This is a genomic window from Methanobrevibacter sp. (assembly GCF_036307625.1).
Classification (GTDB): Archaea; Methanobacteriota; Methanobacteria; order Methanobacteriales; family Methanobacteriaceae; genus Methanocatella.
The window spans coordinates 1-7,230 of record NZ_JAXJXF010000101.1; the positions used below are offsets into that span (position 1 = coordinate 1).

Genomic DNA, 7,230 nt, shown 5'->3' on the forward strand with positions numbered 1-7,230 from the left:
AAAACAAGGATTAACAGATTTAATCGATGAAACAATGAACCTCTGGAGCAGGGGGGATAGCACAGTAATCCTACTCTCGTGGGAGAGTATCAGCCCGTGAAGTAAGAATCCTCGACTTCTCCAAAGTCGAGGTAGTTCAATATATGGTTTCCTATGACTTTTAAACCTTCTGTTTTCAAGAAATAAAAAAATTCTTCGAACGAAAATTAGAAATACGTCAATTAAAACTTGATCTAAAAATATTATAATGCACATCTGATATTCCATCAAAAACAGATCTGGCGGACACCCGTGGCTTTTTTTTACAGTATATTTGTGCTTTTTCATTCATAATCATCACAAAATCTTCCAAAGGATAAAGAATGTCCTAAACGACAATAATATTCAACATATCCACCATCATCAAAATCACCAACTATCCCTCCTCCGCTATCTAAAAATTCTTCATAGCAATGTCTGCAATTCAAGTTACAATAGTTCCCTTGAGCTATTTTATTCTTTTCTATTTTTTTGCTGCTCATTTTTTCTTTGGCGATTTTTGCTTTTTTTTGTTTTTCACTCGCTTTTTCCAATTCTGTTTTTATGAAGTATTTAATTTCTTCCTCACTCATTTCTTCTCGGTTATGGATTATCTTATTTTTTAGACTATTTTTAATGGAATTTACCTGTATCTGGTTAATATTGTTTTTTCTTATTTCTGATTTGATTTCTTCTGATTCCAATATTTTATCAATTGTTTTTAATTTTTTCTTTTTTTCTTCATTTTGTTTAGCTATTATGTCTATCTCTTTTTTTATTTTATCGTGCAATGATTTTGATAAATGTTTTTCCTGTTTTATATTGGATTTATCTATTTTAGTTCCGCAGTTAATGCAAAACTTATCTTCTTCTCCTAATTTTGTTCCGCAGTTATTGCAAAAATTATTTTCTTCTATTAATTTTGTTCCGCAGTTAGAGCAAAACTTATCCTCTTTTCTTATTTTAGTTCCGCAGTTAGAGCAAAAATTGGCCATTTTACACCCTTCTCAATTTGGTCTTCTTAAACAAATTTCAGTCAAAAAACTTATTTATACCTTGTGAATAGTTTTCTATTTTTTTTATATAGACGTACTTTGGAAAGTTAAAAGCTATGTAGTTTGGATGAATTATAAGCAAAGATATCCGCTAAAAACAAAATTGGATGCTATTTTTAAAGCATTAATCCAAACTGATTTGCCCAAATTACTGCTCAAATTATAATTTAATTCAGATAAAATATTTTTTATTAAACAATTTCATAATTATTTAAAAAATCATATAATTTTATTCTTTTTTGTTTAATCTTCCATTTTAAATATGTATTTTTACTTATTTGGTGAAAATTTTCAAAATTTTTATATAATTCATAAAACTAATATAACTATATGGTAAAAGTAAGTATTTTAGGATCAACTGGGGTAATAGGTAAAAATGTTGCATTCACATTGGCAAGAGCAGATACAGTTGATGAAATTGTCATGTTTGCACGGCCCCAAAGTGTGGATAAAGCAAAGGGTGAAACATTTGATATGTATGATGCATTGGCAGCTGAGGATTTTGATTGCAAACTGACTCCAACATGTGACTTTAATGATATTAAAGGTTCATCAATCGTATTGATTGCTGCTGGAACTCCAAGAAAAGAAGGAATGAACAGGCGTGATTTGGCTATTCCAAATGCAAAAATTGTAAAGACATATGCAAAACAAATTGCATTTCATGCACCGGATTCCATTATTTTAATTGCAACAAATCCTGTTGATGTCATGACCACTATTGCTTTAAAGTATTCAGGATTTGATAAAAACAAGGTTATAGGAATTGGAAATCACTTGGATTCATTACGTTTGAAAGCATATTTCTCAAGTTTTATTAATATTAACAGTTCTGAGGTACATACAAGGGTTATTGGAGAACATGGTGACCATATGGTTCCTCTTTTAAGTTCAACTACTATTGGTGGTATTCCATTAAAGTATTTTATACAGTCTGTTGACATGGATGTAATGAGATTGATTAATCGACTTAGAAATGCTGGAAATACAATTATCAGTAAAAAAGGTGCAACGGAATACGGTCCGTCATATGCGATTTCAAATTTAATATCTACCATAATAACTGATACTCATAAAATTTTAACTGTAAGTACATATCTTGATGGTGAAATTGAAGATGTTAAGGATGTTTCATTAGGTGTTCCTGTCGTTCTGTCCAAAAAGGGTATTGCCATGATTGTGCCTATTCATATGAATGAATATGAAAAGAATAAATTCTATGAAGCAGCTAATGTTGTTAAGGAAACTACTGACGAGGTTTTGGATGCTCTTTGTGAAAAATAATGTAGTGTTGTGAGAAATCTTTTGAAATATCTCGACATGTGGCGGTTGATGATTCTTACTTCATGAGATAGTGCTCTTCTGGGGAGTTGAATTATCGTGTTATCTTTCAGTTGAAGATTCATTATATTGGTCCCAGAAGACTCTTAAACATCTGTTTTGATGTTTGCTGACGCATTAATATCCTTGTCATTTGGTTTTAGATGTTGGATGAATCCATTTTTCTAGGCTGCTACTTTTTTTGTTGTAGCTGTTACTCCTGTATTTTTGATTTGATAATGTAGGAGGATATTCTCTGACTGTGCAAAAAGAGGATATGCAATGAATTATTTAGTGAATTTGCTAATGAATTTCCTTTTATTATTTTTTAATTTTTTAAATATTAACAATTTAAATACAAATATTTAAAAGAGTTGATGATAATATATTTTTATAGCTATTCATTGGAGAATATGAAATGGTTAGTGACAATTCCAAAATGTTAGAAATTAATAGATTGAAATCTCCTTTAAAATATAGGGATTATAAGGTCTATGACAGCAATGGAAATGAAATCCAGTCTGTCGAGACATTTTCAGATTTGAAATATATTATCGAGCCTGACCCGGATATTTTAACTGATGATGAAATTCTTGAATATGCTCCAAAATCAAAAGAAGCTTCTAAAATCAGATTAAAAAGGGGTTTTGGAGACAATTCTGATGTGCTGTTACTCAATGATTCAATTCCTTGGATTTTTGCATTGTACTATACAATATTGGTTTGTATTTTAATTCCAGTAATCTATGGAGCAAACAGATTTGGAATGTTTTTTATATTGATCATGGCCATACTTCCGTTAGTTTATCTGTACTATATTTTCAATTTAAAGAAATATTATGATAAATCCAATCAAAAGCAGATTAACAAATCAAGATTCAGCATTGCCTCACAAAATGAAGCGAAATCCGACGATGGCGTGGAATCTCTTAAAAAATATGCAGACGAAATTGAAGATTTAAAGACAGTATTTGATTCAAAAGAGGTTGCTGTAAGGAAACTGATAGAAAAACGTTTCGAGCCACCTCAAATAACTTATGATAGATTCATATCAACCATTGACAAATCACATGATTTGTTTTATCATGAAGCCGACAGCGCAATAAATATAACTAAATTTGCCGTTGAAGATACTCCAAGAGTGGATGCTGAGCTTGAAAATAAGATCAATACATTAAAATCAATCATTGACCAAATTGAAGACCTTACAAATGAACTGGTCATTAACATAAATTCCGATGAAGAATCTCATGACAATGTGAAAAATCTGGTTGATGATATGGAAAATTTAATAGATTCGGTTAAAGAATATAAATAAGGGATTAAAATGACTAAAAAATGTCCAAAATGCGGAACGGAAATACCTGATGAATCCAAGTTCTGCCTTTCTTGCGGATGCCACATATACAATGAAGACAATGGAACCCCCAACTCAAGCATATTTTCAAATGGAAAAATATTTTTAGTATTGATTTTTATAGTACTTATTGTTGGAGGCATTCTGATATTTTCAATGGGCGGAAATGGCAACAATCAGACTGCTGATGATGGCATAAGTAAGGAAGCTAAAGAATTTTCACTGACCATAAGTGATGTCAATGGATACTACAGTAAGGAGAACAATAACTACTTTTTCTGGGTAGAGGTGTTATTCCAGAAAGTTCCGTCCAATAAGGAAGGATATCTTGTAAAGGTAACATATCTGGATGGGAATAATACAGATATTGGCCATGAAATTGATAGTTTGGAAAGTGTGTATTATGATTCTAAGTATGCATTGTCTATAGGTTACCATACCTCATATAAGCATATGGATATTGATTCGGTGAAAGTTGAAATATTGAAAGATGACCAGGTAATCAAGGAATGCAATGCAAAAGTTGATAAAAATAAATTTAATTTCAATAAATAAATCAATCAAACTAATAAGGTGATATAATGGCTGAATTTTCACTTGACGTTGATGAAATAAAAAAAGATGTGGAAACTACATTAAAAGAGGAAGAAGAAAAATTGGAAAATTCCAATATTAAAGATAAGGCTAACGAAAATGCAGTAGCTATTTTCGAAGCCGATTTCGACAATCCTTCCGAAAGGGATAGTATTTTAAGACCTTTGGAAAACTTCGGTATGGATGACATGACCAAATCCTCCCAAAAAAATGAACTTTTAGCAACAAGATTTGTTGATATCAGCAAAGGAGGTCAGGATGCCGAAAACATTGGGGATAAATTGTCAGAACTGGACAGACAAATGAGGAATCTGGACCCAAGTAAGATAGATTTTACCAAAAAAGGAGTTTTAGGAAATCTGATGAATCCTGTTCGCAAATACTTTGCAAAATATGAAAAAGCTGAAACTGCAATTTCAAATATCATAAAATCTCTGGACGACAGTGGTAGGGTATTGCAGAATGACAATGTAACAATTTTAAATGAAGAGAATAACTTAAGGGAGATTACAAATAAGCTTTTGGCAGATATTGAACTTGGTAAACAGATGGATGATTCCATAGAACAGCAAATCCAACAGGCGGAAATGGATGGAGTTGACCCTGAAAAAATTAAATTTGTGAAAGAAGAGATTTTGTTCCCTCTCAGACAAAGGATCATGGATATGCAACAGCTAATTGTTGTTAATCAACAGGGAATCGTTTCATTAAATGTTATAAGAAGAAACAATTTGGAGTTGATTCGTGGAGTAAACAGGGCAAAGAATGTCACAGTATCTGCACTCAGAACAGGTGTGATGGTTGCCCGCGCATTATATGACCAAAAGCTTGTAATGGATAAAATCCAGATTTTAAATGAAACAACTGAAAATATCATTGAATCAACTTCCCATATGTTAAGGCAGCAAGGAAGTGAAATACAAAAGCACAGTGCTGAAGCCATGATTTCACCGGAAATTTTAAAGGCATCATTTGCAGAGGCTCTTGCAGCCATTGAAGATGTAAGCAACTATAAGGAACAAGCACTTCCTAAGATGAAGGATACCATTGTTATGTTCAATGATATGGCTCGTGACGGTCAGAAAGTTGTTGAAAAACTAGAAACTAAAAACAACATGATTAACTAGATAATTATGAACACAACAGATAAGATTAAAAAATCATGGTGGGTTCTGTTTCCGTTTACCTTCATATTTTCTGGTATGGGTTTCATATATATTGGGATGAAATTCAACAATAAAAAATGGATTTTGGAAGGTATTACCTATGAGGTGCCATGGCTTTTTTATTTATTGTCTTCTGCAATATATCCTTCAGGAGTAATGGCATTATATTATGTATGGATATTGCTTTTAGCAGCGTTCATAGCTTTGATTAGATCAATCATGGTAGCCATAAAGCTTATTGATGTGTATGAAATCGGAAAGACTCCAAAAGTGACCAGCTCCAGTTCAACCAGTTCAATAGGTAAGGCAAAAGAGGATTCTAAAATTGGAGCATGTTGTGTTTGCATTATTTTTATTTTTATAATATTTGCATTTGTAGCAATCCTTTAACGGGTGGATTTAAATGAAGTTAGTTGTTCAAAGAGTAACACGCGCCAGTGTTGAAGTTGATGGAGAAATCACAGGTAAAATTGATAATGGTTTGATGGTTCTGGTAGGATTCGGCCAAAACGACACATCCAAGGAAGCTGATTATTTGGCTAAAAAATTGGTTAAATTAAGAATTTTCCAAGATGAAAATGGAAGAATGAATAAGTCTGTCATTGATATGGATTATAAATTATTGTTGGTTCCTCAATTCACATTGTATGCATCAACCAAAAAGAACAGGCCTTCATTTCACAAGGCATTAAGTCCTGATAAGGCAACTGAACTATTTGACTATTTCACAGATCAATGCAGGCAACATATTGGTGTTGAAACTGGTGTTTTCGGTGCCTATATGAAAGTCGATTTATTGAATGATGGTCCGGTAACAATAATGCTTGAAAAGGAATTTGAATAGGTGATCAGTATAATCTTTCACCTGTATATTCATTTTCTTCAGTATATATTCTAATTAATGTATCTACAGTATCATCATACATTAATCTATATCCGATAGCTCCTCCTGAACTTGATTCTACATTATTTAGTGAAGTATCACTATTTTCACCACAATTATTGATAATATACCACATTCCATGAGGTGTGTAAATGAATAATACTCCTTCACCGTTTTTTGAACCGTTTTTGAAGCTGTCTTCAACATCATAAATTTTTGTTGAATGGAGTGCAAGCCTTGAGAGGTTTTGTTTTGGATGGGTTCCTGTTTTTTTGAATAATGTTTCCAGCCAGTTGTATGCATTGTCTTTTAGGTTTGATTTAGCAATAGGGTCGTCAAATGCTTTTTTAATTTTTTCCTGCCTTTTGGCTAGTGTGTTTTCGATTCCAAGTATTTCTTCAACTTTGCTAACGTCTTTTTCAAGACATCTATATCCTTCAGGCCTTCCGGTAACTTTAATTATTCCGTCTACAAAATCTTTTCTTCTAAAGTCTCTCATATATGGCTTTACCTTTTCAAATTCATCGTCAGGTATTTTTTGGTTCAAACCATAGAGATAACCATATTCATTTGCATCATAGCATTTGGTTTCTAATCTTAATTCGTCTGCCATGTTAATCAATCCTATAATTAATTAGAAAAATTAGCAATATAAAGTTTGTTGAAAAAATTTTTAAAAAAAAAGAAAATGAGCATTTAAAATGCTCTAAAAGATAATCTATTCTAGACTAGTACTTCCTTTATCTTATGGTGAAAGAATACTCCGACCTCTTTAAGGTCGGAGATGAATTTCACAAAAAGGCATCTGAAGATATTAGTTTTCAAATGCTCTCTCTA

General features: G+C 32.0%; 8 protein-coding genes. 6 read left to right on the forward strand and 2 right to left on the reverse strand.

The window, feature by feature from the left end; translation table 11 throughout:
- Positions 1–323: 323 nt before the first annotated feature.
- Complete coding sequence (locus tag UIB65_RS06425) at positions 324–1,013, reverse strand: zinc ribbon domain-containing protein (RefSeq protein WP_330040362.1); 690 nt, start codon at positions 1,011–1,013, stop codon at positions 324–326.
- 390 nt (positions 1,014–1,403) lie between these two features.
- Between UIB65_RS06425 and UIB65_RS06430 the strand changes: the two genes are divergently transcribed.
- From UIB65_RS06430 to dtd, 6 genes are all read left to right on the forward strand, one after another.
- Complete coding sequence (locus UIB65_RS06430) at positions 1,404–2,357, forward strand: malate dehydrogenase (protein WP_330040363.1); 954 nt, start codon at positions 1,404–1,406, stop codon at positions 2,355–2,357.
- 454 nt (positions 2,358–2,811) lie between these two features.
- Positions 2,812–3,711, forward strand: coding sequence for a hypothetical protein (locus UIB65_RS06435; RefSeq protein ID WP_330040364.1), 900 nt, complete (start codon positions 2,812–2,814; stop codon positions 3,709–3,711).
- A gap of 9 nt (positions 3,712–3,720) precedes the next feature.
- Positions 3,721–4,305, forward strand: coding sequence for a zinc ribbon domain-containing protein (locus UIB65_RS06440; protein WP_330040365.1), 585 nt, complete (start codon positions 3,721–3,723; stop codon positions 4,303–4,305).
- Positions 4,306–4,331: 26 nt separating this feature from the next.
- Positions 4,332–5,471, forward strand: coding sequence for a toxic anion resistance protein (locus tag UIB65_RS06445; protein ID WP_330040367.1), 1,140 nt, complete (start codon positions 4,332–4,334; stop codon positions 5,469–5,471).
- Between the two features lie 6 nt (positions 5,472–5,477).
- On the forward strand, positions 5,478–5,900 hold the full coding sequence (locus tag UIB65_RS06450) for a hypothetical protein (RefSeq protein WP_330040368.1): 423 nt from the start codon (positions 5,478–5,480) through the stop codon (positions 5,898–5,900).
- A 13-nt stretch (positions 5,901–5,913) separates the two neighbouring features.
- Positions 5,914–6,354 carry a D-aminoacyl-tRNA deacylase gene (dtd, locus tag UIB65_RS06455; protein ID WP_330040369.1) on the forward strand — a complete coding sequence of 147 codons (441 nt, stop codon included), beginning with the start codon at positions 5,914–5,916 and terminating at the stop codon, positions 6,352–6,354.
- A gap of 4 nt (positions 6,355–6,358) precedes the next feature.
- On the opposite strand, the gene UIB65_RS06460 is transcribed toward dtd, so the two are convergent.
- Positions 6,359–7,006 (reverse strand): hypothetical protein, encoded by a 648-nt coding sequence (locus UIB65_RS06460; protein WP_330040370.1) that lies wholly within the window; start codon positions 7,004–7,006, stop codon positions 6,359–6,361.
- Positions 7,007–7,230 lie beyond the last annotated feature (224 nt).

What these genes read in the sequence shown, in the direction of transcription:
- UIB65_RS06445 (WP_330040367.1), top strand. Translation starts at nt 4,332, where the DNA reads ATGGCTGAATTTTCACTTGACGTTGATGAAATAAAAAAAGATGTGGAA.
- UIB65_RS06425 (WP_330040362.1), bottom strand. Translation starts at nt 1,013, where the DNA reads ATGGCCAATTTTTGCTCTAACTGCGGAACTAAAATAAGAAAAGAGGAT.
- UIB65_RS06450 (WP_330040368.1), top strand. Translation starts at nt 5,478, where the DNA reads ATGAACACAACAGATAAGATTAAAAAATCATGGTGGGTTCTGTTTCCG.
- dtd (WP_330040369.1), top strand. Translation starts at nt 5,914, where the DNA reads ATGAAGTTAGTTGTTCAAAGAGTAACACGCGCCAGTGTTGAAGTTGAT.
- UIB65_RS06435 (WP_330040364.1), top strand. Translation starts at nt 2,812, where the DNA reads ATGGTTAGTGACAATTCCAAAATGTTAGAAATTAATAGATTGAAATCT.
- UIB65_RS06460 (WP_330040370.1), bottom strand. Translation starts at nt 7,006, where the DNA reads ATGGCAGACGAATTAAGATTAGAAACCAAATGCTATGATGCAAATGAA.
- UIB65_RS06440 (WP_330040365.1), top strand. Translation starts at nt 3,721, where the DNA reads ATGACTAAAAAATGTCCAAAATGCGGAACGGAAATACCTGATGAATCC.
- UIB65_RS06430 (WP_330040363.1), top strand. Translation starts at nt 1,404, where the DNA reads ATGGTAAAAGTAAGTATTTTAGGATCAACTGGGGTAATAGGTAAAAAT.